Origin of the sequence: Moorella naiadis (nom. illeg.) (assembly GCF_051020825.1) — a bacterium.
GTDB classification, from domain to species: Bacteria; Bacillota; DSM-521; order Neomoorellales; family Neomoorellaceae; genus Neomoorella; species Neomoorella naiadis.
In genome coordinates this window covers 131,186-155,447 of record NZ_JAXGFQ010000001.1, presented here as the reverse complement: position 1 = coordinate 155,447, position 24,262 = coordinate 131,186, and the positions used below count along the sequence as shown (strand labels likewise).

18 protein-coding genes are annotated in these 24,262 nt (G+C 59.4%); 17 read left to right on the top strand and 1 reads right to left on the bottom strand.

Annotated elements, in window-relative coordinates:
* Positions 1-31: 31 nt before the first annotated feature.
* From pyrR to SDD30_RS00730, 7 genes are all read left to right on the top strand, one after another.
* Entirely contained in the window at positions 32-598 is a 567-nt protein-coding gene (gene pyrR / locus SDD30_RS00760) for a bifunctional pyr operon transcriptional regulator/uracil phosphoribosyltransferase PyrR (protein WP_434073012.1), read from the top strand.
* A gap of 101 nt (positions 599-699) precedes the next feature.
* Positions 700-1,623: an aspartate carbamoyltransferase catalytic subunit gene (locus SDD30_RS00755; RefSeq protein WP_434073011.1), complete on the top strand. Its 924-nt coding sequence runs from the start codon at positions 700-702 to the stop codon at positions 1,621-1,623.
* Positions 1,623-2,915 carry a dihydroorotase gene (locus tag SDD30_RS00750; protein ID WP_434073010.1) on the top strand — a complete coding sequence of 431 codons (1,293 nt, stop codon included), beginning with the start codon at positions 1,623-1,625 and terminating at the stop codon, positions 2,913-2,915. The genes SDD30_RS00755 and SDD30_RS00750 overlap by 1 nt, the downstream gene beginning before the upstream one ends.
* 10 nt (positions 2,916-2,925) lie before the next feature.
* Positions 2,926-4,011, top strand: coding sequence for a glutamine-hydrolyzing carbamoyl-phosphate synthase small subunit (gene carA / locus SDD30_RS00745; RefSeq protein ID WP_434073009.1), 1,086 nt, complete (start codon positions 2,926-2,928; stop codon positions 4,009-4,011).
* Between the two features lie 64 nt (positions 4,012-4,075).
* Positions 4,076-7,297 (top strand): carbamoyl-phosphate synthase large subunit, encoded by a 3,222-nt coding sequence (carB, locus tag SDD30_RS00740; RefSeq protein WP_434073008.1) that lies wholly within the window; start codon positions 4,076-4,078, stop codon positions 7,295-7,297.
* 281 nt (positions 7,298-7,578) lie between these two features.
* Positions 7,579-8,304: an orotidine-5'-phosphate decarboxylase gene (gene pyrF / locus SDD30_RS00735; protein ID WP_434073007.1), complete on the top strand. Its 726-nt coding sequence runs from the start codon at positions 7,579-7,581 to the stop codon at positions 8,302-8,304.
* Positions 8,305-8,426: 122 nt separating this feature from the next.
* Positions 8,427-8,657 carry a hypothetical protein gene (locus SDD30_RS00730; protein WP_434073006.1) on the top strand — a complete coding sequence of 77 codons (231 nt, stop codon included), beginning with the start codon at positions 8,427-8,429 and terminating at the stop codon, positions 8,655-8,657.
* Positions 8,658-8,707: 50 nt separating this feature from the next.
* Here SDD30_RS00730 and SDD30_RS00725 read toward each other — a convergent pair whose 3' ends face one another.
* Positions 8,708-10,465: an Rqc2 family fibronectin-binding protein gene (locus SDD30_RS00725; protein ID WP_434073005.1), complete on the bottom strand. Its 1,758-nt coding sequence runs from the start codon at positions 10,463-10,465 to the stop codon at positions 8,708-8,710.
* Positions 10,466-10,716: 251 nt separating this feature from the next.
* Between SDD30_RS00725 and SDD30_RS00720 the strand changes: the two genes are divergently transcribed.
* From SDD30_RS00720 to SDD30_RS00675, 10 genes are all read left to right on the top strand, one after another.
* A complete protein-coding gene (locus tag SDD30_RS00720; protein ID WP_434073004.1) occupies positions 10,717-13,515 on the top strand; it encodes a cation-translocating P-type ATPase in 2,799 nt (932 codons plus the stop codon).
* Between the two features lie 163 nt (positions 13,516-13,678).
* The gene (gene dapF, locus SDD30_RS00715; protein ID WP_434073003.1) at positions 13,679-14,524 is read left to right on the top strand and encodes a diaminopimelate epimerase; all 846 of its coding nucleotides are present in this window, start codon (positions 13,679-13,681) and stop codon (positions 14,522-14,524) included.
* Positions 14,525-14,543: 19 nt separating this feature from the next.
* The gene (locus SDD30_RS00710; RefSeq protein ID WP_434073002.1) at positions 14,544-15,716 is read left to right on the top strand and encodes an LL-diaminopimelate aminotransferase; all 1,173 of its coding nucleotides are present in this window, start codon (positions 14,544-14,546) and stop codon (positions 15,714-15,716) included.
* A 98-nt stretch (positions 15,717-15,814) separates the two neighbouring features.
* Positions 15,815-16,693: a YicC/YloC family endoribonuclease gene (locus tag SDD30_RS00705; protein WP_434073001.1), complete on the top strand. Its 879-nt coding sequence runs from the start codon at positions 15,815-15,817 to the stop codon at positions 16,691-16,693.
* A gap of 15 nt (positions 16,694-16,708) precedes the next feature.
* Positions 16,709-16,984 (top strand): extracellular matrix/biofilm regulator RemA, encoded by a 276-nt coding sequence (remA, locus tag SDD30_RS00700; protein WP_434073000.1) that lies wholly within the window; start codon positions 16,709-16,711, stop codon positions 16,982-16,984.
* A gap of 44 nt (positions 16,985-17,028) precedes the next feature.
* On the top strand, positions 17,029-17,232 hold the full coding sequence (gene rpoZ / locus SDD30_RS00695) for a DNA-directed RNA polymerase subunit omega (RefSeq protein ID WP_434072999.1): 204 nt from the start codon (positions 17,029-17,031) through the stop codon (positions 17,230-17,232).
* On the top strand, positions 17,211-18,461 hold the full coding sequence (gene coaBC, locus SDD30_RS00690) for a bifunctional phosphopantothenoylcysteine decarboxylase/phosphopantothenate--cysteine ligase CoaBC (protein ID WP_434072998.1): 1,251 nt from the start codon (positions 17,211-17,213) through the stop codon (positions 18,459-18,461). Before rpoZ ends, coaBC begins: the two co-directional genes overlap by 22 nt.
* Positions 18,462-18,464: 3 nt before the next feature.
* The gene (metK, locus tag SDD30_RS00685; protein ID WP_434072997.1) at positions 18,465-19,652 is read left to right on the top strand and encodes a methionine adenosyltransferase; all 1,188 of its coding nucleotides are present in this window, start codon (positions 18,465-18,467) and stop codon (positions 19,650-19,652) included.
* A 285-nt stretch (positions 19,653-19,937) separates the two neighbouring features.
* Complete coding sequence (gene brxF, locus SDD30_RS00680; RefSeq protein WP_434072996.1) at positions 19,938-20,420, top strand: BREX-3 system P-loop-containing protein BrxF; 483 nt, start codon at positions 19,938-19,940, stop codon at positions 20,418-20,420.
* A 32-nt stretch (positions 20,421-20,452) separates the two neighbouring features.
* Positions 20,453-24,181: a DUF6079 family protein gene (locus SDD30_RS00675; protein ID WP_434072995.1), complete on the top strand. Its 3,729-nt coding sequence runs from the start codon at positions 20,453-20,455 to the stop codon at positions 24,179-24,181.
* The last annotated feature ends 81 nt before the right edge of the window (positions 24,182-24,262 follow it).

Genomic DNA, 24,262 nt, shown 5'->3' with positions numbered 1-24,262 from the left:
GCTTTTTAGTGCCCGGAAGGAGTGGCTGAAAATGGATCTGGCAGTCAAAGCCAAGATCATGGATGCCGATAAGCTGCGCCGCACCCTAATCCGTATCGCCCATGAGATCCTGGAACGTAACCGGGGGACGGAGAACCTGGTACTTATCGGTATCCGGCGCCGGGGGGTACCCCTGGCGGAACGCCTGCAGCGCATGATCGAGGAAATAGAAGGGGTCAAGGTACCCCTGGGTATCCTGGATATTACCCTTTACCGCGACGACCTCACCACCCTGAGCGTCCAGCCCGTTATCCATCGCACGGAGATCCCCTTTAATATCAATGGCAAAAAAGTAGTTCTGGTAGACGATGTCCTCTTTACCGGCCGCACCCTCCGGGCAGCCCTGGATGCCCTCATTGACCTGGGCCGGCCTCAGAACATCCAGCTGGCAGTAGTCGTCGACCGGGGCCACCGGGAACTGCCCGTGCGGGCCGACTACGTTGGCAAAAACGTGCCGACCTCCCGGAAGGAGGAGATAGCCGTTCAACTGGCGGAAATCGACGGCGTCGATCAAGTTTTAATCCGAGAATTACCGGAAGAAGCCGATGTTAATCCTTGAAATTAGTCCGGCGAGGCTGATAAGGATGGCGGCGACGTTCTCCTTATTAGCCCGGCAAGCAATAAGGAGTTTTTTTATGCCTGGAAAAGGAGGGATTTGCTTTGCGCCTGCAGCGTAAAGACCTGCTGGGGTTAAAGGATCTGGCAGCAGACGAGATCGAACTTATCCTGGAGACGGCGGCTCCCATGAAGGAGATCCTGGGCCGCGATATTAAAAAGGTTCCCACCCTGCGGGGCAAGCTGGTGGTGACCATGTTCTATGAGCCGAGTACCCGTACCCGGACTTCTTTTGAACTGGCGGCCAAGTACATGGGGGCCGACACCGTAAGCATTGCCACGGCCACCAGCAGCGTCCAGAAGGGAGAATCCCTGCGGGATACGGCGCGTACCCTGGCAGCCATGGGAACCGACGCCGTCATTATCCGTCACAGCGCCGCCGGGAGTCCAGCCCTGCTCGCCCGGACCATCGAGGCTTCGGTCTTAAACGGTGGTGACGGCATGCACGAGCACCCTACCCAGGCCTTGCTGGATATGTTCACCATCAAGGAGAAGCTGGGCGGGTTTAAGGGTTTAAAAGTAGCTATCCTGGGAGATATCCTCCATAGCCGGGTAGCCCGTTCCAATATCTGGGGTTTGACGAAAATGGGGGCTGAGGTAAGGGTTATCGGCCCGGCCACCTTAATGCCCCCGGAGATTGAAAACCTGGGCGTTAAGGTTTACTACAACACCGAGGAGGCCCTGAAGGGCGTAGATGTAATCAACGTCCTGCGCATCCAGAAGGAGCGGCAAAAGAAGGGCCTCTTCCCCTCCCTGCGGGAGTACGCCCGCCTGTACGAACTCACCCCCCGGCGCTTGCAGCTCGCCCGGCCCGGCGCCCTGGTCCTGCACCCCGGCCCCATGAACCGGGGGATTGAAATTGCCCCAGCGGTGGCCGACGGCCTGCAAGCAGCCATTAACGAACAGGTCACCAACGGGGTGGCCGTGCGTATGGCCCTGCTCTACCTGCTGATTGGAGGTGCCAACTAATGGCCATTTTAATTAAAGGCGGGCGGGTCATTGACCCGGCCCGGAATCTGGACGAACAGCTGGATGTTTTAATCGAAGGAGAAAAGATTGCCGCCTTAGAGGCGGATATCGAGGCTCCGGCAGACGCCCAGGTAATTCCTGCTGGGGGCCGGATTGTGGCCCCCGGCCTGATTGATATGCATGTCCACCTGCGCGAGCCGGGCTACGAGCAGAAGGAAACCATCGCCACCGGCACCCGGGCGGCGGCAGCTGGCGGCTTCACGGCCGTGGCCTGCATGGCCAATACCAACCCGGTGGCCGACAGCGCCAGCGTCATCGCCTTTATTAAAGAAAAGGCCCGCCAGGAAGGGGTCGTCCGGGTTTACCCAATCGGCGCCCTTTCCAAGGGCCTGGAGGGTAAAGAAATAGCGGAGATCGGCGACCTGGCGGCGGCCGGAGTTGTGGCCCTTTCCGACGACGGCCACCCGGTGATGAACGCCCTGGTCATGCGGCACGCCCTGGAGTACGCCAAAATGTTCAACCTGCCGGTTATCAGCCACTGTGAAGACGCCGACCTGGCCAACGACGGCCTCATGCACGAGGGCCTCATGGCTACTATCCTGGGTCTCAGGGGCATCCCGGCGGCGGCCGAGGAGGTTATGGTAGCCCGGGACCTCCTCCTGGCGGCAATGACCGGGGGCCGGCTGCACCTGGCCCACGTCAGCACCGCCGGCTCGGTGCGTCTCCTCAAAGAGGCCCGGGCCCGGAAAGTCCAGGTTACGGCCGAGGCCACGCCCCACCACCTCTGCCTGACGGATGAGCTGGTCCAGAGCTACGATACCAGTACCAAGGTCAACCCACCCCTGCGCCCGGCAGCAGATGTAGCATCTGTGGCAGCAGCCCTGGCCGCCGGGGATATTGATACCATCGCCTCTGACCACGCCCCCCACGCCGACGAGGATAAGGACGTAGAATACGATTATGCCCCCTTCGGCATGGTCGGCCTGGAGACGGCCGTGCCCCTGGTGGTGACGGAGCTGATCCTGCCCGGTAAACTCACCTGGCAGCAGGCCATTAAGGCCTGGACGGCGAACCCGGCCCAGATTCTCAACGTCGCCGGCGGCACCCTGGCGCCGGGAGGCGTCGCCGACGTAACCATCATTGACCCGGAGCTGGAGAAGGAAGTCAACGTCAATGATTTCTACTCCCTGGGCCACAACTCGCCCTTGCACGGGCGCAAACTGAAGGGCTGGCCGGTGGCCACCATTGTCGGCGGCCGGTTAGTGATGGCGGATGGGAAGGTTATCGAGTAGAGAGGAGTGAATGCCGGTGCGCGGTTACCTGGTTCTGGCTGACGGGACGGTTTTTACCGGCCAGGCCTTCGGCTACCACGGCCGCTGTCACGGAGAGGTCGTTTTCAATACCAGTATGACCGGTTATCAAGAGATCCTGACCGACCCCTCCTACTGCGGCCAGATCGTCACCCTGACTTATCCTCTAATCGGCAATTACGGCGTCAATGCCGAGGACTTTGAGTCGGAACGACCCCGGGTAGTCGGTTTTATCGTCCATCAAGCCTGCTGCCGCCCTAGTAACTGGCGGGCAACAGGTAATATAGAGCACTACCTGCAGGAACACCATATCCCGGCCCTGGAGGGAGTGGACACCCGCGCCCTCACCCGGCACCTGCGCCGACAGGGTACCATGCGGGGCATCCTGGCCACTGGCGAGGTCGATATAGAAGAAATAAAGACCCTGGCAGCCACTGATCCGCCACTTAGCGGTGACGGGTTGGTACCGGCGGTGACCAATAAAGAGCCCTTCACCGTCGCTGGCGGTGAACGCCGCCTGGTCCTTTATAACTTCGGCGTCAAAGATAATATTATCCGCTGGCTGCACCGCGAAGGCTGCACGGTAACCGTCATGCCGGCCCGGAGTACCGCAGCCGCTATTTTAGCCTTACATCCTGACGGCGTAGTCGTCTCCAACGGCCCGGGTGACCCCAAGGACGTTCCTTACGGCGTGGCTACAGTAAGGGAACTGCTGGGCCAGGTGCCGTTAATGGGTATCTGCCTGGGCCACCAGCTCCTGGCCTTGGCCCTGGGGGGCGACACCTATAAACTCCCCTTCGGCCACCGAGGCGGCAACCATCCAGTGAAGGATTTAAACACCGGCCGGGTCTATATCACCTCCCAGAATCACGGTTACGCTGTAAAGGCTGACTCTTTACCGGAGACAGCCTTTGTCTCCCCCATCAATCTCAACGACGGCACGGTGGAGGGCCTGCGCCTGCGGGGGTTGCCGGTTTTCTCCGTCCAATATCACCCGGAATCCTCACCGGGACCAACGGATTCGGAGTACCTCTTTCATGAGTTTATCAGGCTGGTAGACGAACACCGGGGACAATAACATAACGACACCTGTTCGCATTAGCCGGGGCTTAAGGCCGTCGGACCTAAAAGGGGAGAAAGATATGCCGATCAAACCGGGGTTAAAAAAGATCATGGTCATCGGTTCCGGACCAATCATCATCGGCCAGGCGGCGGAGTTCGATTATGCCGGCACTCAGGCCTGCCGGGCTTTAAAGGAAGAGGGGATGGAGGTGGTCCTGGTCAATTCCAACCCGGCGACCATCATGACCGATAGCGATATGGCCGACCGGGTTTACCTGGAGCCCCTGACCCTAGACTTTGTCGCCCGGATTGTCCGCCAGGAACGGCCCGATGGCCTGATACCAACCCTGGGGGGCCAGATGGGGCTGAACCTGGCCCTGGAACTGGCTGAAGCCGGGGTGCTGGCCGAAACGGGGGTCGAGCTCCTGGGTACGCCCCTGGCGGCCATCCAGAAGGCCGAGGACCGGGAGCAGTTCAAGGAGATGATGCTGGCCATCGGCGAACCGGTGCCCGAGAGCCGGATTGTCAACCAGGTAGAGGAAGCCCTGGCGTTCGCCCGGGAAATCGGTTACCCGGTCATTATACGGCCAGCCTACACCCTGGGCGGTACCGGGGGTGGTGTGGCCCACAACGAGGCTGAACTCCGGTCTATCGCCCTGAAGGGGTTGAAATTGAGCCTCATCAAGCAAATCCTGGTGGAGCGTTCTGTAGCCGGCTGGAAGGAGATTGAGTACGAGGTCATTCGCGACGGCAACGATAACTGCATCACCGTCTGCAATATGGAGAATATCGACCCGGTGGGTATTCATACCGGCGACAGCATCGTCGTCGCCCCTTCCCAGACCCTATCCGACCGGGAGTACCACCTGCTGCGGCGTTCGGCCCTGAAAATTATTCGCGCCCTGGGCATCGAAGGGGGCTGCAACGTCCAGTTCGCCCTGGATCCCAGCAGCATGCAGTATTACGTCATTGAAGTCAACCCCCGGGTCAGCCGTTCCAGCGCCCTAGCCTCCAAGGCTACCGGTTACCCCATTGCCCGGGTGGCCACCAAGATTGCTTTAGGTCTGAACCTGGACGAGATCCCCAACGCCGTCACCCAGGAAACAAAGGCCTGCTTCGAACCGGCCCTAGACTACGTTGTCGTCAAGATCCCGCGCTTCCCCTTTGATAAATTCTCCCTGGCCGAGCGTCTCCTGGGCACCCAGATGAAGGCCACCGGGGAGGTCATGGCCATTGACCGCACCTTCAGCGGCGCCCTGTTAAAGGCAGTCCGCTCCCTGGAGTTGAAGCTGGATGGCCTGCGGGTCTCCGCTTTTCAACGTTTTAGCGATAGCGCCCTGCGGCGCAAGATGGCCGAGGCCGACGACGAAAGGCTCTTTGTCGTCGCCGAAGCCCTGCGCCGGGGCTGGACCATCGCTGCCATCCATGAAACTACCGGTATCGATCCCTATTTCCTGGGCGAAATCGAAGCTATCGTGGCCATGGAAGAGAAGCTCGTCGCCGCCGGTCCCACCCTGGACGCGACTACCCTGAAGACTGCTAAGACTATGGGCTTCAGCGACGGGGAGATTGCCAACTTTACCGGCCTGCCGCCGGCGGACATTACCCGGCAGCGGCAGGAAGCGGGGATTCAGCCCACCTTTAAGATGGTGGATACCTGTGCCGCTGAGTTTGAGGCTGTCACACCCTACTATTACTCCAGCTACGACGTGGAAGACGAGGTAAGGCCCCTGGAGGGCCGCAAGGTGGTGGTCCTGGGGGCGGGGCCCATCCGCATCGGTCAGGGCATCGAGTTCGATTACTGTTCGGTCCATGCCGCCTGGGCCCTGCGCCGGGCCGGGGTACACCCCATCATGATCAACAACAACCCGGAGACTGTCAGCACTGATTTCGATACCTCCGACCGCCTCTACTTTGAACCCCTGACGCCGGAGAATGTCTTAAATGTCCTGGAGAAGGAGCAGCCGGAGGGGGTCATCGTTCAGTTCGGCGGCCAGACGGCCATCAACCTGGCGCAGGTGGTGGCTGATGCCGGTTTTCCGGTTCTGGGTACAACAGTCGCCGCTATCGACCGGGCCGAGGACAGGGAGAAGTTCGACGCCCTGTTGAACGAGCTGGGTATACCCCGGCCCCGGGGCGGGACGGCGACTTCGGTAGCGGCTGTGACCAGGATCGCTAAAGAACTCAGTTTCCCGGTGCTGGTGCGGCCGTCCTACGTCCTGGGCGGCCGGGCCATGGAGATCGTCCACAGCGAAGGCGAGCTCCTGGAGTACGCCACCACCGCCGTCCGGGTGGCCCCGGAACACCCCATCCTGGTGGATAAATATTTGCCGGGGACGGAGGTGGAGGTCGACGCCGTCAGTGACGGCGAGACCGTCCTCATCCCCGGCATCATGGAACACGTGGAACGGGCCGGCGTCCACTCCGGCGACAGCATCGCCCTTTACCCGGCCCACAGCCTGCCGCCGGGGGTGGCGGAGAAGATTGTCGCCTACACTGAACAGCTGGCCCGGGCCCTCCGGGTACGCGGCCTCCTCAACATCCAGTTTGTCATCCACCAGGGGGAGGTCTACGTCCTGGAGGTCAATCCCCGCTCCAGCCGCACGGTGCCTTATCTTTCCAAGATTACCGGCGTGCCCCTGGTGGCCCTGGCCACCAATGTCATGCTGGGTCAAAGCCTGCCGGAACAGGGCTATCGTGGTGGTTTGATGCCGCCGCCGGACTTTACCGCCGTGAAGGTCCCCGTCTTTTCCTTCGGTAAATTACTGCAGGTGGATACCTCCCTGGGACCGGAGATGAAGTCCACCGGCGAGGTCATGGGGATTGATCCCGTCTTTGAACGCGCCCTCTATAAAGGGCTGGTGGCCGCCGGCTGCGCCATCCCCAGCCACGGCACCCTGCTGGCGACCATCGCCGATAAAGACAAGGCAGAAGCGGTGCCCATCATCAAGGGCTTTGCCGGGCTGGGCTTCCAGGTGGTGGCCACCGCCGGTACAGCCGGAGCTCTGGCCGCAGCCGGGCTCTTCGTGGAAAGGGTGGGGAAGATCCGCGAGGGTTCGCCCCATATTATCGACTATATCCGGGAAGGGAAGGTCCACTTTGTCCTCAACACCCTGACCAGAGGCAAGCTGCCCGGCCGGGACGGCTTTAAGATCCGCCGCGCCGCAGCCGAACTGGGCATCCCCTGCCTGACTTCCCTGGACACGGCCCGGGCCCTCCTCAAGGTGCTCCAGTCCCTAAAGTCCGGGGATGAGCTGACCTTAAAACCCCTGCAGGAGTATGTGCCCCTCTGTCGACCTTAACCCTGGGGGCCGCCAAATCGCCTCCAGCCCCACCCCGGCCGCCCTTCAAGCACCAGGCGAGATGGCCGGGCCGCGGCCATTTAGCATATTAAGACCGCCGGGAGGGAAGGGCTTTTCCGGTTTTTTCCTACCGGGGTTAAGTCTGACTTAAGGGCTGGCACCAGACCCTCCCCATATCCACTCCGCTTTCACTCCGTTTTTTGAACTATAAGATCATAAAGCGAGATTTAAGGGCACCTACTTGCTCGCCAACACTTATGTATCTACAGGAGATGATCCACATGCATGTCAAAGATAAAATAATCGTCGCCCTGGATGTTCCCGACCTGGCAGCCGGGGAAAGGCTGGTGGATCAGCTTTCCCCCTACGCCGGCATGTTTAAGGTCGGCCTGGAGTTATACACCGCTGCCGGGCCGGCTGCCGTTCGTATGATCAAGGAACACGGTGGCCGGGTCTTTGCCGACCTAAAGCTCCACGATATCCCCCATACTGTGGCCGGGGCGGTCCGGGCCCTGGTACGCCTGGGTGTGGATATGTTGAACGTCCATGCTGCGGGGGGTAAAGCCATGCTGCAGGCGGCGGCCGCCGCCGTCCGGGAGGAGGCCGCGGCCTTAAACCGCCCGGCACCGGTGTTTATCGCAGTCACTGTTCTGACCAGCCTGGATAGGGAAGCTCTACACTGCGAGGTAGGTATCGAGCGGGAGGTAGAAGAACAGGTCGTCCACTGGGCCCTCCTGGCCCGGGAGTCCGGCCTGGATGGGGTGGTGGCCTCGCCCCGGGAGATCCGGGCCATCCGGGAGGCCTGCGGCCCGGAATTCGGCATCGTGACCCCCGGGGTGCGTCCGGCCGGGTCCGACCGGGGCGACCAGCGCCGGGTCATGACCCCAGCCGCAGCCCTGCGCGAGGGCGCCTCCTACCTGGTTATCGGCCGGCCCATCATCGCAGCCCCCGACCCGGCTGCCGCCGCCCGGGCTATTATCACGGAAATAGCTGAGATGGGACAGTAACGTTAGTCGCGTTAGTCGGTTTAAGCTTGACAAATTTTGCTAGGCAGCTACAATGATAATAATAAGTTCTTCTGGTAGCTACTGGTAAAAGCTACCCTAAATAAAAAATGGGGTGAAAGAGTATGCGTGAGTGGAAGGCGGTAGACATTGAAAGGCAGATTGCTACCCAAATGCCGGAGATTAACCGTAGTATTATTCGCTCGCGCAGCGAACGCGTAATCAGAAGAAGGCCGCGGGACCCGGAAGAACAAGAAATACTGGACCGCCTTTGCCTTCATAAATGGCAAAGGTCCGTTGCGGATGGTAAGGTAAAAATTCTAAGCAAACGAGAGTGGTATTATGAATTCGATTGAAAAGGCCAGACAGGCCATAGCCCGGCTGGCCTTTAAAAAGCGATAGTATTCTACTCCGCCGGCGTAACGTAAACGGTGTGCTGGTGGTCATAGATAACCATGCCCGGTTTGGCGCCAGCGGGTTTGCGGACGTGTTTCACCAGGGTGTAGTCTACCGGCACCCGGCTGGAGTGGCCGGCGCGGCTGTAGCGCGCCGCCAGGCGGGCGGCCGTTTCCAGGGTGGCGGCGGGTACCTCTCGGCCGGCGGTGCGGATAATGACGTGGGAACCGGGAATATCCTTGGCGTGGAGCCATAAGTCGCCAGCCGCGGCCTGCTTCAAGGTCAGCCAGTCGTTCTGGCGGTTATTCTTGCCCACCAGGATCGGCAAGCCATCCGGGGAAGTGAACTCCAGGGGCCGCGAGGCATGAGGCGGCTCTTTTTTGACGCCTTTTTTACCGGGTTTACCTGGTTTAACTCTCTCTTCCGGCAGGTAACCGGCCTGGCGCAGTTCCCGGCGGATCTCTTCCAGATCGTCCCCGGTGGTGGCCATGCTGACGGCCTGGGCAATGCTTTCCAGATAGGCGATTTCGGCCCGGGTATGCTCCAGCTGAGTGGCGGCCAGGCGGGCGGCGTGTTTAGCCTTGTTGTAACGGTTGAAGTACTGCTGGGCGTTTTCCGCCGGGGTGCTGGTGGGGTCCAGGTCGATGGTTACCGGGGCACCGTTGGGGTCGTAGAAATTGGCCGCCGTCAGGCTGGCCTGGCCCCTGGCAATCCGATAGATATTGGCGGTGATGATTTCTCCAGCCAGGCGGAACTCTTCCGCTCCGGCGGCTGCGGTCACGGTGGCGGCCTGGAGGCCCTCCTTTTTACGGCAGCGCTTGAGTTCTTTATCCAGGACGTGCTCCAGGCTGCGTCGGGAACCCTCCAGGAGCTGGTGCTCCCGACGGCGGGAATAGAAATAGTCGCAGGCGGCGCTGGGAGTGGCCCGGTGTTCCCGGGGCAATTCCGGGTACTGGTGCAGCTCTAAGGAAGCAAAGGCCAGAGGCTCCCCGGCCGGCGTGAGGACGACCTCAGGCTGCCAGGCAGCGGGTCCGGCGGCCGCCAGTATATCTCTCAGGGCCTGGTAGAGGCGATTTACCTCATAGGCACCGCAGCCCTCCAGGGTCACCCCGGCCGGCAGGCCGGCGCGGTAGATAACCTCCCGGGCTGTTTCCGGTCCCAGGCCGGCCAGCCGGTTGACCAGCTGGCGTTCCAGGGGGTCACCCCAGTTACCCTCATAGAGGAGGCGGCTGAAAGCCTCATCGTCGAGCTGACGGGGGTCGGCTTTATCCTGGGCCGGGGGTGGGATGTAAGGCCGCCCGGGCAGGACCTCCCGGTGGCGGCTGACGGCATGGGTATAGCGCCTGGCGGCGTCGATAATGCTACCTTCCGGGTTGAGCAGGATGATGTTGGAGTGCTTACCCATAATCTCAATTAATAGCAGGCGGGAAGTATGCCGTCCCAGCTCGTCGGTGGTGCTAAAGTGGAGTTTCAGCACCCGTTCCAGGCCCGGCTGCTCGACGGCCGTCAAAATACCCCCTTCCAGGTGCTTGCGCAGGACCATGCAGAAAAGGGGCGGGGTGGGGGGATTGGTAAAACTGGCTGTTGTCAAGTGCACCCGGGCCTGGTCGGGCAGGCTGCAAAGAAGCAGTTTCCTGGTGTCGCGACCTTCACGCAGGTGGAGGATCACGGTCTCCTTTTCCGGTTGAAAAACGCGGTCCACCCGGCTGCCGGTAAGGGGGGCAAGTTCTTCTGTGATAGCTGCTAGAAAAAGGCCGTCAAAAGCCATTATTGTGGGGCTCCTTCGAAATGAAATGTGTGAAGTGGGAGGTTAGATGTGAGATGCTTGTAGAAACTGGCTGCGCCAGTTTCTGATGAAAGCCTGCCTGCCTTTATTTTCTCCCGTTGGTTGGTGGCGGTTTGTCACCATGATTGTATCACATCACCGGACGCGCTGGAAACTCCTCGCCTGGCTGTTCTTTTCTTCCAGGGACAGGCATAGACTGATGGTGATTCCGGAAGAAAAAAGGGGCGAAGAGAATGCAAGCACGACCTTGGTACCAGTTTAGTCCTGACGAGGCCCTGGAGGCGTTAAAATCTGATGCCGGGCAGGGCCTGGCGACGGCCGAGGCCCGGAGGCGCCTGGCCGAAAAGGGGTCCAACCAGCTCCAGGCCCGGCCGGGGATCCCACCGTACCGGTTATTTCTGGCCCAATTTCAGGATCTGATGGTTCTGGTCCTCCTGGCCGCTACCGTTATCTCGGCCTTCCTGGGGGAAGTGGCCGATGCCATTACGATCATAGCCATTGTCGTTATCAACGCCATCTTAGGCTTTATCCAGGAGTACCGGGCCGAGCGTTCCTTAGAGACCTTGAAGGAGATGGCTACACCCGAGGCCCGGGTGCGGCGGGATGGCGAAGTACTGCGGGTGCCAGCGCGAGAGATAGTGCCCGGGGATATCCTGCTCCTGGAGAGTGGCGATCGGGTAGCAGCCGATGCCCTGGTCCTTAGAGGCAGCGGGCTGCAGGCCGATGAAGCCGCCCTGACGGGGGAATCCACCCCTGTACCCAAAGAGCCCGGCCACCTGGCGGGGCAAGTTAGCCTAGGGGACCGACGCAACATGGTTCACCAGGGTACAGTCATTACCGGCGGCCGGGGGGTGGTCCTGGTGGTGGCTACCGGCATGGCGACTGAATTCGGCAAGATTGCCGGTATGCTTCAGGAAGTGGAGGCCGAGGAGACACCCCTGCAAAAACGTCTGGCCTCCCTGGGCCGCTGGCTGGTCCTGGCCTGCCTGGCCATCTGCGCAGCGGTGGTCGTCACCGGTACCCTGCGGGGCGAGGACCTCTACGGGATGTTCCTGGCCGGGGTCAGCCTGGCGGTGGCGGCCATACCCGAGGGCCTGCCGGCCATTGTCACCGTCTGCCTGGCTTTAGGAGTGCAAAAGATGGTCCAGCGCAACGCCATCATCCGCAAGTTACCGGCGGTAGAAACCCTGGGCTGCGCTACGGTGATCTGCTCCGATAAAACCGGTACCCTGACCCAAAACCAAATGACCGTCCGCCAGGTCTGGGCCGGGGGACGTAGTTTCTCCGTCAGCGGGACAGGCTACAAGCCCCAGGGGGAATATCAAGAAAAGGGCCAGAGGGTAAATATCAAGGGCGACCTGCAGATGCTCCTAACGATAGCCGCCCAGTGCAATAACGCCCAGCTGCAGAAAGCCGGGCTGGGCATCGGTGGCTGGCTGCGTGGTGGTAATGGCCGCTTCGCCGGTGGGGCCGGCCGGCATGGCAGTTTTTGGAGTAAGCTCTTTGGTAGTCGTGACGAAGACAGCTGGAGCATCAGCGGCGACCCAACGGAAGGCGCCTTGCTGGTGGCCGCCGCCAAGGGGGGCCTCTGGCGGGAGAGGCTGGAACGGGAGGAACCCCGGTTAGCCGAAATCCCCTTTGATTCTGAGCGTAAACGGATGAGCGTCATCTGCCGGTCAGGCCAGGGGTTAAGGTCCTACGTGAAAGGCGCCCCGGATGTGATCCTGGATCTTTGCGACGCCATTCTCCTGGACGGGCGGGTTGTACCCCTGGATACCGCCCGGCGCCGGGAAATCCTGGCGCAGAACGAGGTCATGGCCGGGAAGGCCCTACGGGTACTGGCCCTGGCTTACCGCGATCTGCCGGCAGGAACAGAGATTCAAGCGGCTAGGGTAGAAAAGGGCCTGGTCCTAGTAGGGTTAATGGGTATGCTGGACCCGCCCCGGCCGGAAGCGGCGGCGGCAATTCAGCTCTGCCGCCAGGCCGGGATCAAGGTAGTTATGATCACCGGCGATCACCAGATTACTGCCCGGGCTGTGGCCCGGGAACTGGGCCTGCCGGCTTCCGCCGGAGAGGTTTTAAACGGCCAGCAGCTGGATGCCATGGATGAGGCCGAACTCGCCCGGGTAGCTCCGGGAGTGAATGTCTATGCCCGGGTTTCGCCCCACCACAAACTGCGCCTGGTGCGGGCCCTCAAGGCCAACGGCCAGATCGTCGCCATGACCGGGGATGGGGTTAACGACGCGCCGGCTGTTAAGGAGGCCGACATCGGCATCGCCATGGGCAAAAGCGGCACCGACGTCACCCGGGAGGCCGCGGCCATGATCCTGGCTGACGACAACTTTGCCACCATTGTGGCTGCCATCGAGGAGGGGCGCGGTATCTACGACAACATCCGCAAATTTATCCGTTACCTGCTCTCCTGTAATATCGGTGAGGTCATGACCATGTTTGTTGCCGCCGTCAGCGGTTTGCCCCTGCCGCTGCTGCCCATCCAGATTCTCTGGATGAACCTAGTTACCGACGGCCTGCCGGCCATGGCCCTGGGGGTGGATAATAAGGAACCGGGCTTGATGCAGCGGCCCCCCCACCCGCCGGGAGAGAGCGTCTTTGCCCGGGGCCTGGGACGGAGCATGGCTATCCTGGGCTTCCAGATCGGCCTGGCTACCCTGGTTGTCTTTATCCTGGGCCTGTACCTAGGGGATGGGGATTTGCCGACCGCCCGGACCCTGGCTTTTACCACTCTTGTCGTGGCCCAGCTCTTTGCCGTCTTTGAGTGCCGCTCTGAGCATCTCTCGCCCTTTGCCGTGGGTTATTTCTCCAACCCTTACCTGGTTACGGCCGTAACCATTTCTTTGGCTATGCAGCTTTTAGTCCTCTACCTGCCGCCTTTGCAGGCCGTATTTAAGACCGTTCCTTTGAATTTATTTCACTGGGGGATTATCCTGTTGGCGGCCGGCTGGCGTACCCTTCTGGGGGGACTCAATTACTACCTGGTGGTCCCGGTCCGGCGCCTGGGCTGGGAAAAATAAAAAAACGGAACCGGGGTGCGCGATAGAGGCACCCGGGTTTGCTCATTTTAGATACTGGTGCAAACCGGAGGCTTCATGAAGACAGGCGAAAAAAGGTGGTAAAAGTTAAAGGCTAATGTTAAAATAAAACAAGATGCTTTACAGAAGTAAAGGGTGAGCTGGTTTGCATTTTGTCAAGATGCATGGCCTGGGCAATGACTTTGTCTTGGTCAACGCCCTGGCAGAAGAGGTGCCGGAGGATTTGCCGTCCCTGGCCCGGTGGGTCTGCCACCGCCGTTTTGGTATTGGCGCCGACGGGTTAATCTTGGTTTTGCCCTCCAAGCAGGCCCAACTACGAATGCGGATCTTCAACCCCGATGGCAGCGAAGCGGAGATGTGCGGTAACGGTATTCGCTGCTTTGCCCGCTACGCCTATGAATCCGGTCTGGTAAAGGGAGCAGAGCTCCAGGTGGAGACCCTGGCCGGGATTATAAAACCCCGGCTGATCCTGACAGGAAGCCGGGTGACCGGGGTGCGGGTGGATATGGGTGAACCACGCCTGGAACGGGCAGAGATCCCCATGGCTGGCACGGGTTCACCGGTGCTGGATGAACCACTAGAGATTAACGGAGAAACCTGGCGGGGCACCTGTGTCTCCATGGGCAATCCCCACTGTGTTTTCTTCGTTGCGGATGTAGATCGGGCGCCCGTAACGACCGTTGGCTCCCTGGTGGAGGGGCACAACCTTTTTCCCCGGCGGACCAATGTGGAGTTCATCCAGGTCCGGAACCGGGATGAACTGCAGATGCGCGTCTGGGAGCGGGGGGCCGGGGAGACCATGGCCTGCGGTACCGGCGCCTGCGCTGCCACCGTGGCCGGGGCCCTTACCGGCCGGAGCAACCGGAAGGTAACAGTACATCTTGCCGCCGGGGACCTGGAGATCGAATGGTCGCCGGCGGATAACCACGTCTACATGACCGGTCCGGCCGTGGAAGTATTTCGCGGCGATTTTCCCCGGGGAGAAGAATAAAGGAGGATCACTACCCACCATGCAGGAAGCCCGAAGGATACGCGAGCTACCACCATACTTATTCGCCCGCATCGAGAAAAAAATCGCTGCGGCCCGGGAACGGGGGGTCGATATCATCAGCCTGGGTATCGGCGATCCTGATATGCCCACCCCGGCCCACGTTATAGACAAGCTCGTCGCCGAGGCCCACAACCCGGAGAACCACCGCTACCCCACCTCCGAAGGCCTGCTGGCCTTCCGCCAGGCAGTGGCCGGCTGGTACCAGCGGCTCTATGGGGTCAACCTCGATCCCCGGCGGGAGGTAGTCACCCTCATTGGTTCTAAAGAGGGCATCGCCCACATCTCCCTCTGCTACGTCGATCCCGGGGACATCAACCTGGTGCCGGACCCCGGCTATCCCGTCTACAATATCGGCACCCTCCTGGCCGGCGGGGAATCCTACTTTATGCCCCTGACGGCGGCCAACGGCTTTTTACCCGACCTAGGTGCCATACCTGGCGACGTAGCCCGCCGAGCGAAGCTGATGTTCATTAACTATCCCAACAACCCCACCGGCGCTGTGGCTGACCTTAAATTCTTCCAGGAGGTCGTTGAGTTTGCCCGGTCCTACGACCTGATAGTCTGTCACGACGCCGCCTATAGCGAGATCACCTATGACGGCTACCGCGCCCCCTCCTTCCTCCAGACCCCGGGCGCCAAGGAAGTAGGCATCGAGTTTAACTCGGTTTCCAAGCCCTACAACATGACTGGCTGGCGCCTGGGTTGGGCCTGCGGCCGGGCCGACGTCATCGAAGCCCTGACCCGCATCAAGTCGAATGTCGATTCCGGCGCTTTCCAGGCGGTCCAATATGCCGGCATCGCCGCCCTCACTGGCCCCCAGGATGGCCTGGCTGAAGTCCGGCGGGTTTATCAGGAGCGCCGGGATATCATCGTCGACGGCTTCAACTCCCTGGGTTGGCACCTGGATAAACCTAGAGCTACCTTTTATGTCTGGGCTCCTGTACCTAAGGGTTATACTTCAGCCAGCTTCGCCGAGATGGTCCTGGAAAAGGCGGGAGTAATCATTACCCCGGGTAATGGCTACGGTAGCTATGGCGAGGGCTATTTCCGGATCGCCCTGACTATCAGTAAAGAACGGATGCGGGAAGCTATCGAGCGCCTGAGCCGGGTCCTGGGTAAAGTAGAATTCTAAAGCCCTGCCCGGCAGGGCCGGACCGAATTTTTACCGGGTGGATTTCCTTCTCAAGTACCCGACTTAGCATAACGGGCAAAATAGAGGGGTCAGGCAGGATGTTAAACAGCATGACCGGTTACGGCCGGGGTGAGGCCAGCGGCGCCGGCAAGACAGTAACAGTAGAACTCAAGGCGGTCAACCAGCGTTTCCTCGATCTGGTGCTGCGCCTGCCCCGGGCCTATGGGGCCCTGGAGGAGAGGATCCGCCAGGAGCTGAAAAAAAGCCTGAGCCGGGGCCGCGTTGAAGTATTTGTGACCATAAAGGAAGATAATCCGGAAAAACGGCCCGTCAGCGTTGACACGGGCCTGGCAATGGCGTATTATAATGCTCTGAAGGAATTGGCGCAAAATCTGTCTATTTCGGCGGAAATTACCGCTGCGGGGCTATTATCCCTGCCGGAGGTTATTGCAGTGGCCGAACCGGAATGGGATGAGGCTACCCTGTGGCCGGTGGTCAATGAGGCCCTGGCAACAGCCCTGGCGGGTCTCCTGAAGATGCGGCAGGTTGAGGGGCAACGCCTGCAGGTCGACCTGGAAGCCCGGGCCGAGTTGGTACGCAGCCATTTGGAAGCCATTCGCGAGCGGGCGCCGGAAATACCGCGGGAGTATGCTGCCCGCCTGCGGGAACGGGTAGCCCAGTTGACAGCCGGCCTGGCCCTGGATCCCGGCCGGCTGGAGATGGAAGTGGCCCTGCTGGCCGACCGTGCCGACATCACCGAGGAGATAGTCCGCCTGGCCAGCCACCTGGAAGGAATGACAGCAGCAATAGCCGGGTCGGAGCCGGCGGGGAGACGCCTGGACTTTATCCTGCAGGAGATGTGGCGGGAGATCAGCACCATTGGTTCCAAGGCCGGGGATCTGGCTATCAGCCACCTGGTAGTAGCAGTTAAGGGCGAACTGGAGAAGATGCGCGAGCAGGTTCAAAATATCGAGTAGGTAAGGAGGGGGATTATGGATATCAAACTGATCAACATTGGCTTTGGCAACATTGTTTCCGCCCGGCGCATAGTAGCCATTGTCAGCCCGGAGTCGGCACCCATCAAGCGAATCATCCAGGAAGCCCGCGACCGGGGCATGTTAATTGATGCTACTTACGGCCGCCGGACCCGGGCGGTCATTATTGCCGACAGCGATCATATTATTCTCTCGGCGGTCCAACCGGAGACAGTGGCCCACCGTCTCTCTTCCCGGGAACCCCTGGCGGCCGGGGATGAACCGGTAGATTAAACCCATATGAGCAACTGACTATTTAACCCTGGGGGGAGTGGCCTTTGCAACAGCTATCACTCGATGAACTGGAAAAACAGGTAGGGAGCAAATACGCCCTGGCAGTCCTGGCGGCCAAGAGGGCGCGCATGTTGACGGAGGCGCAGTTCGCCGCCCAGTATCCTAAAGGCACCAAGCCGGTAACCATCGCCCTGATGGAGATCGCCGCCGGCAAGATTAAATATGAATGGGGCAAGAAGAAGGCGTGAGAATCCTCAGGGACAAGACTATCGTTTTAGGCGTCAGCGGCGGCATTGCTGCCTATAAAAGCGCGGAACTCTGCCGGCTGCTGATCCAGGAAGGGGCTGCCGTACGGGTCGTAATGACCCGGGCCGCCCAGGAGTTTATCAGTCCTCTGACCTTCAGTACCCTGACCGGTCACCCGGTCCTGACGGAGATTTTCGGGGCCGGCAGCGGCGGGCCCTTGACCCATATTGACTTGGCCCGGGCCGCCGACCTTTTTTTGGTCGCACCGGCCACGGCTAATATCCTGGGTAAGCTGGCCGCCGGCCTGGCAGACGATCTCTTAACCACTACCGCCCTGGCCGTCGACTGTCCCACCCTAATAGCCCCGGCCATGAACGTCAATATGTTTGCCAAAGCGGCTGTCCAGGAAAATTTAAACCTTTTACGACGGCGGGGCTGGGGTATCATTGAACCCGATGAGGGTTTCCTCGCCTGCGGCACCACGGGTAAAGGCCGCCTGGCGTCCCTGGAACGGATTGTTGCTGCCTGTCGCCGGGCCCTGGCGCCCCAGGATTTCCGGGAGCGGAGGGTACTGGTAACGGCCGGTGGCACCCGGGAACCCCTGGATCCGGTAAGGTACATAGGTAATTACAGTTCCGGTAAAATGGGTTACGCCCTGGCCCGGGCGGCCTGGGAACGGGGTGCCCGGGTAACCCTAATTAGCGCCAGCCAGCTGCCACCTCCCCCGGAAGTGGACTTAGTACCGGTAGTAAAGGCAGCCGAGATGCTCGCCGGGCTGCAGGAGCGTTTTGCTGCTGCTGATGTTGTCATCATGGCCGCTGCCGTCGCTGATTTCCGGCCGGTGCAGGTGGCCGGGCGGAAGATAAAAAAAGAAGACCAGGGGGAATTAAACGTACACCTGGAACCAACGGAAGACATTCTAGCTACCCTGGCACAGGTACGCCAAAATCAGCTTTTAGTCGGTTTCGCCGCCGAAACGGAAGACCTCCTGGCCAATGCCGGACATAAACTGGCGGCCAAGGGTCTGGATTTGATCGTAGCGAATAATATTACCCGGCCCGGGGCCGGGTTCGGTAGCGAAACTAATATTGCTACTTTAATTTATCCCGGGGGTCAGTACCAGGAATTACCCCAATTACCCAAGTTAGAAGTAGCTTACCGCATCCTGGATGCGATTACCACCCTCCCGCGCTTCCAGAGGGGAGAGTCGGGGCCGGAAAGGAAGGAATAAAGAATGACGCGTAAGTTGTTTACCTCAGAATCGGTTACCGAGGGCCATCCTGATAAAATTGCCGATCGGATAGCCGACTCCATTCTGGACGCCATCTACCAGCATGACCCCCAGGCCAGGGTGGCTTGTGAATGCCTGGTCAGCACCGGCCTGGTGCTGGTCGCCGGCCAGATAACCACCGATTGTTATGTGGATATCCCCCGGGTGACCCGGGAGGCTATCCGGGAGATTGGCTATACCCGGGCCAAGTTCGGTTTTGATTGCGATACCTGCGCTGTCCTCACCTCCATTGATGAGCAGTCGCCCGATATCGCCCTGGGCGTCAACGAAGCCTGGGAAAAGAAGCAGGGTTTAGCCCGGGACGAGGTAGAAACCCTGGGGGCCGGTGACCAGGGGATGATGTTCGGCTATGCCACCCGGGAAACGCCGGAGTTTATGCCCATGCCCATTTCCCTGGCCCATGCCTTGACCCGCCGCCTGGCGGCAGTGCGCCAAGAGCGGGTGTTGCCCTATTTGCGGCCGGACGGCAAATCCCAGGTGACGGTGGAATATGCCGGCGACCGGCCCGTCCGCGTTGATACGGTGGTTATCTCCACCCAGCACCGGCCGGATATTGATATGGCTACCCTGCGCGACGAGATCCTGGAGACGGTCATTAAACCGGTAGTTCCCGCCGGGATGCTGGACAGCCGGACGCAATACTATATCAACCCCACCGGCCGTTTTGTCATCGGTGGCCCCCAAGGCGACACCGGCCTGACCGGTCGCAAACTGATTGTTGACACTTACGGCGGGATGGCCCGTCACGGCGGTGGTGCCTTGTCGGGTAAGGACCCCACCAAGGTTGACCGGTCGGCTGCCTATGCCGCCCGCTATGTGGCCAAAAATATAGTAGCCGCCGGCTTGGCCGACCGCTGTGAGGTCCAGGTGGCCTATGCCATCGGCGTGGCCCGGCCGGTATCCATTAGCGTGGAGACTTATGGCACGGGCAAAATCAGTGATGATCGGATAGTGGAATTAATTCAGGCCCACTTTGACCTGCGGCCGGGAGCGATTATCCGCGACCTGGACCTGCGGCGGCCGATTTATAAAGCTGTCTCCGTCTACGGCCATTTCGGCCGGCCGGACCTGGATCTCCCCTGGGAGCGCCTGGACAAGGTCGAAGCCCTGCGAGCCGACGTGGGGCTGTAAAATTATGTTGTAAAATTAGACGGAATGATTCGGAAAGGAGCTGCAAACCCTGCAGCTCCTTCTATTTTTGGCTGTTTGAGAAGGATTACGCTGCCGGGTGGCGAAATATACCTTTAGAGTAAGTTCTAGCTACGTCCAGAGGTTTGCAGCAACTAATGAGATTAAGAGGCGTCCAAAATTCCGGTAATACCCATAAAATACTTTAAGGCTGGCTGCAAGAAAGATCGCGGTTAATGCGAAAAGGGAAAAAGTTTTATTTAATAAGTTCCCCGGAGATGAATGGTAATGGTGGAATACCTGAGCGAACAGGTAATACCGCTAATCAATCAGGCTGCCCGGCTGTACCACCGGTTAATCATTATTGCAGGACCGGCCGGAGCAGGAAAGACAACCACGCTACAGGATATCCAGCAACGTACAGGTGCGCTCCTGATCAATGTTAATCTTGAGCTTTCCCGCCAGCTGCTTGAACTGAACGGGCGGCAGCGGACGTTGCAGCTGCCCCGCTTGCTTTCAGAGATCATAAATGCTGCCGGCGGGGAAGTAGTTTTGCTCGACAACATTGAGTTGCTTTTTGATCCGGCCCTCCAACAGGATCCACTGCGGCTCCTTCAGGGACTCTCACGTAACAAGACGCTGGTCGTGGCCTGGAACGGTGCTGTCCATAACGGCTATTTAACCTATGCCCAATCGGGCCACCCTGAGTACCGGCGGTATCCAAGCCGTGATTTACTGATCGTCAGTCCGGAGAAAGTAGAACTAAGGTAATCTGCAGGCAAAACCTCGGGAGGGGATACATAATGCAATACAGGGACCTCATCCAGTTTGAACCCATCGAGTCTGTAGTCCAACTGCGGGATGCCGACGAAACTGCTGCTGCCCGGCAGCTTATTCAGACCTATGTTATCTCTGTGGAAATGGCCGATAAACTGATCAATTTGGTCATCCCCCAGCTGCAGTTTGACCAGCCGGTTGATAATAAAGGGCTACTGGTTGTCGGTAACTACGGTACCGGTAAATCGCATCTAATGTCGGTGATCTCCGCCGTTGCGGAAAACGGGGAGCTGGCTACCGATCTTAACGATAGCAAGGTGGCCGCGGCCGCCAGGAAAATCGGCGGGCGTTTCAAAGTGGTGCGTACGGAAATCGGATCGACTACCATGTCCCTGCGGGATATTCTCCTGGGCGAGCTCGAAGAGCGCCTGGCAGCCCTGGGGGTGAATTACACCTTCCCTGCGGCAGATCAGGTAGTGAATAATAAGCGGGCCTTCGAGGAAATGATGGCGGCCTTCCACCAGGTTTACCCTGATCACGGCCTGCTCCTGGTGGTTGATGAATTGCTTGACTACCTGCGCACCCGTAAGGACCAGGAGCTAATCCTTGACTTAAATTTCCTCCGCGAGGTCGGTGAAGTCTGCAAGGATTTGCGCTTTCGCTTTATCGCCGGCGTGCAGGAAGCCATTTTTGACAGCCCCCGCTTTGCCTTTGTGGCCGACAGTATCCGCCGGGTGCAGGACCGCTTCGAGCAGATCCTTATTGCTCGCAGGGACGTCAAGTTCGTGGTATCCGAGCGCCTGCTTAAAAAAACCGGTGAACAACAGGCTAAAATTCGCGCCTACCTGACTCCCTTTACCAGGTTTTATGAGCGTATGAATGAGCGCCTGGACGAGTTTGTTCGTCTTTTTCCGGTGCATCCCGATTATATTGACACCTTTGAACGGGTTACGGCCATCGAGAAACGTCAAGTCCTCAAGACCATATCCTTGACTATGAAACGGCTACTTAATCAGGAGGTGCCGGAGGATTATCCGGGAATAATCGCTTACGACGACTACTGGACGAACCTCTGCGAAAATGCGTCCTTCCGTACCGTGCCGGACATTAAGGAAGTAATCGACCGCAGCCAGGTATTGGAGGCCAGAATCCAGCAGGCTTTCACCCGGCCAGTTTATAAACCCATGGCCTTGCGCCTGATCCATGCTTTATCCGTTCACCGGCTGACTACGGGGGATATCTACGCCCCCCTGGGGGCCACGGCGGCGGAACTGCGGGACAGCCTTTGCCTTTATCAGCCCGGTATCGAAGATATGGGCGGTGAGCCGGCTGACGATCTGCTTACCCTGGTGGAGACTGTCCTGCGGGAAATCCATAAGACGGTAAGTGGGCAGTTCATCTCCATAAATCCAGACAACCGCCAGTATTACCTTGACCTGAAGAAGGCTGACGATTTCGATGCGCTTATCGAAAAGCGCGCCGATAGCCTGGAGCCTTCCCAGCTGGACCGCTATTATTATGAAGCCCTAAAGCGGGTCATGGAGTGTACGGACCAAACCTACAAAACCGGCTATAAAATCTGGCAACACGAGGTGGTATGGCTGGAGCGGAAAGCCGCGCGCCAGGGATACCTCTTTTTCGGCGCACCTAACGAGCGGTCCACCGCCGTACCGCCACGCGATTTCTACCTCTATTTCCTCCAGCCTTATGAGGCGCCGCGCTTCAAAGATGAAAAGAAGCCCGATGAGGTATTCCTGCGCCTTATAAATAAAGATGAAACCTTTCATACCACCCTGCGGAACTACGCGGCAGCCCTGGATCTGGCTGCTACCGCTTCGGGCTATTACAAATCGACTTATGAATCTAAAGCCGCGACCTACCTGCAGCAACTGGTGCAGTGGCTGAAGGAAAACATGTATGAGGCCTTTGCAGTTACCTATCAAGGGCGTACCAAGTCCCTCGAGGATATGGCCAGGGACAAATCAATCCGCGAGTTATCCGGCATTGCCCCTAGCGAACGGATCAACTTTCGCGATCTCATTAACACTATCGCTGGTATCTGTCTGGAGACGTACTTCCGGGAGCAGGCGCCTGCTTATCCCCGCTTCGCAGTGCTCATTACCGGCGCCAACCGGGCCCAGGCCGCCCAGGATGCCCTGCGGGCCATCGCCGGGCAAAAGCCGACCAAGCAGGCTACCGCGGTACTGGATGCCCTGGAGCTTTTCGACGGCGACCGGCTCGATCCCTATCGGTCATCATACGCCCGGCATATCCTGGATATCTGCAAAAAGAAGGGTTCCGGCCAGGTGATCAATCGATCCGAGTTGATCCAGGATATCCGCGGGGTGGAGTACCTGGCCCCGCAGACCTTACGGCTGGAACCTGAATGGGCCGTGGTGGTGCTGGCGGCCCTGGTTTACGCCGGTGAGCTGGTATTGGCTATTCCCGGCAGGAAGTTCGACGCCACCGGCCTTCCCCAGTTGGCTGGTACCGACATGGAAGAACTGACCCAGTTTAAGCATATCGAGCGGCCCAAGGACTGGAACCTGCCGGCGCTTAAAGCCTTATTTGAACTCCTGGGGCTTACACCGGGCATGGCCCTGCTGGTGACCCAGGGGAAAGAAGAACCCGTGCAGGAACTGCAAAATGCGGTAACCAGCACGGTAAAAAGGCTAGTGCTGGCGCAGCAGAACCTGCAAAAAGGCCTGTACTTTTGGGGCCGGAGTTTACTGGGCGGGGAAGAAGCTCGGGAACTGCGCGACCGCCTCGAGACGACCAAGAATTTTCTCGAATCCCTCCAGCCCTATACCTCCCCCGGCAAGCTCAAGAACTTCCGTTATGAAGTCGAGGAGGTAAGCGGTTATCACGACGGGCTGCTGGCCCTGGAAGAAATCGAGTCTTTGCAAGAACTGATAACCGAGCTCGGGGGTATAGCGGGTTATCTGAACACGGCCGAGGCAGTCCTGCCCAGCGTGCATGAGTGGATCGCCAAGATGCAGACGGTGCGCGAGGAGGTTTTCAGCCGGCTCAACGGTCGTGCCAGGCTCGGGGCAGCAGCCTTTGGCCAGGAGATTCAGCGTCAACTTGCCGATTTGAAGAGGTCCTATCTACAAACATATCTGAGTCTGCATGCCAGGGCGCGGCTGGGCGTTAATGATGACCAGCGTAAGGATAGGCTGATGGCGGATGGACGTTTGCGGGTCTTGCAAAAAATCGCTACCATCGACCTTATGCCCCGGCAGCACCTGAGCGATTACCAGCACCGCCTGGCGTCCTTAAAGAGCTGTTTTACCCTTACTGAACGCGATTTGCAGGTATCACCCATTTGCCCGCACTGCAACTTTAAGCCAGCCGCAGAACCACCGGCGGCCCCGGCCGGTGCCGTCCTGGATGCTTTGGACGATGAGCTTGACCAGATGGTAGAGCAATGGACCAGGACACTGCTGACCAATCTGGAGGATCCGGCGACCCAGGCCACCCTGGAGCTTTTAAAACCCGGGCCGCGGCAGCTGGTGGACGGCTTCATCAAAAAGCGCTCCCTACCAGACGACCTGGATCAGGAGTTTATTCAGGCCCTGCAAGAGGTCCTCTCCGGGTTGCTTAAGGTGGTGGTAAAAACCGCCGACCTACGGGCGGCGCTCCTCGTCGGCGGCTCCCCGGTCACCCCGGCAGAGATCAAGAAGCGGTTTGAAGAGTATCTGGATGGATTGACTAAAGGTAAAGAACCAGGTAAAGTACGCATCGTACTCGAATAGGAGCGTTTAACGTGACTGAGGAGTATGCTGAACAAGACCTTTTTGCAAGGCAGCCAGCCGCTAACCCCCGGGGACCGGTGG

What these genes read in the sequence shown, in the direction of transcription:
- pyrR (WP_434073012.1), top strand. Translation starts at nt 32, where the DNA reads ATGGATCTGGCAGTCAAAGCCAAGATCATGGATGCCGATAAGCTGCGC.
- SDD30_RS00750 (WP_434073010.1), top strand. Translation starts at nt 1,623, where the DNA reads ATGGCCATTTTAATTAAAGGCGGGCGGGTCATTGACCCGGCCCGGAAT.
- carA (WP_434073009.1), top strand. Translation starts at nt 2,926, where the DNA reads ATGCCGGTGCGCGGTTACCTGGTTCTGGCTGACGGGACGGTTTTTACC.
- carB (WP_434073008.1), top strand. Translation starts at nt 4,076, where the DNA reads ATGCCGATCAAACCGGGGTTAAAAAAGATCATGGTCATCGGTTCCGGA.
- pyrF (WP_434073007.1), top strand. Translation starts at nt 7,579, where the DNA reads ATGCATGTCAAAGATAAAATAATCGTCGCCCTGGATGTTCCCGACCTG.
- SDD30_RS00730 (WP_434073006.1), top strand. Translation starts at nt 8,427, where the DNA reads ATGCGTGAGTGGAAGGCGGTAGACATTGAAAGGCAGATTGCTACCCAA.
- SDD30_RS00725 (WP_434073005.1), bottom strand. Translation starts at nt 10,465, where the DNA reads ATGGCTTTTGACGGCCTTTTTCTAGCAGCTATCACAGAAGAACTTGCC.
- SDD30_RS00720 (WP_434073004.1), top strand. Translation starts at nt 10,717, where the DNA reads ATGCAAGCACGACCTTGGTACCAGTTTAGTCCTGACGAGGCCCTGGAG.
- SDD30_RS00710 (WP_434073002.1), top strand. Translation starts at nt 14,544, where the DNA reads ATGCAGGAAGCCCGAAGGATACGCGAGCTACCACCATACTTATTCGCC.
- SDD30_RS00705 (WP_434073001.1), top strand. Translation starts at nt 15,815, where the DNA reads ATGTTAAACAGCATGACCGGTTACGGCCGGGGTGAGGCCAGCGGCGCC.
- remA (WP_434073000.1), top strand. Translation starts at nt 16,709, where the DNA reads ATGGATATCAAACTGATCAACATTGGCTTTGGCAACATTGTTTCCGCC.
- coaBC (WP_434072998.1), top strand. Translation starts at nt 17,211, where the DNA reads ATGGGGCAAGAAGAAGGCGTGAGAATCCTCAGGGACAAGACTATCGTT.
- metK (WP_434072997.1), top strand. Translation starts at nt 18,465, where the DNA reads ATGACGCGTAAGTTGTTTACCTCAGAATCGGTTACCGAGGGCCATCCT.
- brxF (WP_434072996.1), top strand. Translation starts at nt 19,938, where the DNA reads ATGGTGGAATACCTGAGCGAACAGGTAATACCGCTAATCAATCAGGCT.
- SDD30_RS00675 (WP_434072995.1), top strand. Translation starts at nt 20,453, where the DNA reads ATGCAATACAGGGACCTCATCCAGTTTGAACCCATCGAGTCTGTAGTC.